This window comes from Synechococcus sp. H55.11 (assembly GCF_047462475.1).
GTDB lineage: Bacteria > Cyanobacteriota > Cyanobacteriia > Thermostichales > Thermostichaceae > Thermostichus.
On the sequence record NZ_JANSJI010000207.1, the window covers coordinates 1 to 1084 of the forward strand.

General features: G+C 56.5%; 1 protein-coding gene and 1 pseudogene. Both read right to left on the reverse strand.

The features are described 5' to 3' along the window. Positions 1-28 precede the first annotated feature (28 nt). Complete coding sequence (locus NW853_RS08600) at positions 29-511, reverse strand: ABA4-like family protein (RefSeq protein ID WP_414332457.1); 483 nt, start codon at positions 509-511, stop codon at positions 29-31. Positions 512-694: 183 nt separating this feature from the next. Beyond that, positions 695-1084 (reverse strand): annotated as a pseudogene (locus tag NW853_RS08605) (hypothetical protein); the annotation flags it as partial.

The following is a 1084-nucleotide window of genomic DNA, read 5'->3' on the forward strand; positions in this document are numbered from 1 at the left end:
CCAGGTGCTCAGAGGCATTAGGCAAGAGTTAAGAGGATTCTTGCGGCACTTCTGCGCTTTGATCCGAGCCAACAACCCCAGGCCGGCCCTTTCGGATCCCTTGCACCACGGTCACTGTGAGCAGATGGGAGAGCAAACCCACCGGCCCAGCAAACAAGCACAAAAGCAGAGAGTGAGTTGTCCAAACTCGCTTTTCCCAGCCTTCCAAGAAGATCCAGCGGCCCACAAATAGATCCATCACAATGTAGTGAACCCATCCCGTCGCCATGACCGAGGGCTGGCTGAATAGAGAAGTCAGGCTGTTCAGAGATAGCTGAGGATTGGAAAACTCCTGGAGAGCATTGGCGTTAAATCCGGTAACCAGAAGATAGAGATAAACTGTTGCCAAAAGGGCAATGGGCAAAAGCGACTCCATCACCCTACGGGTCACTTTCCAGCCCGGCAGCAGGATCATCAAAGCCCAAAAAGGCAAAGCAAACCAATTGGCCGCGTTGAAGAGGGTCTCCAGCATATCCAGCAACTCCTGACGCTTGGAAAATGTCTTCACATGTTTGCAACGATGGTGTTGTTGAGCTCCATTTTGAAAACCCAGGCTCTGGAGCGGACAAAAAGGCGGGGCACTCTTGAACCTTGCCTTGAGCCCAGACAGGTCACAGCCGGGCAGACACTGCTTTCCCCAAAGGGATCCCAGCTTCTATTCCGGCTGGCGCAGTCTGGCAGTTGCAATGGCACTGATCGCACGGCCACTGTCGGTGGCGGAAGCAATGCGGGAAATCCGGGATCCCGTATCGGCCATGGCCCAGAAGCTGCCGATGCTTTTGGCCGTAGAGGTGCCCAGGGGAAATTCCACTGCATTAGAGTCCGGGGATTGCTCCTGAGAAGAGATCAACACTGCTGCTTCCCCACCTTGCCCAGCTACTGCTGGAGTGGAAGGTTCCGGCGTGGGCTGAGAGGCTTCTGCTGGGCGGGGAGAAGGTGGCTGCAGCGGCATCTCGCCAGGGGGGGTTTGGGGGGCCTTGCCAGGGGGTACGGGGGGAGCTTGGCCGGCGATCTTTCCCCAGAAAGCTTGGAGGAGTTGCCACAT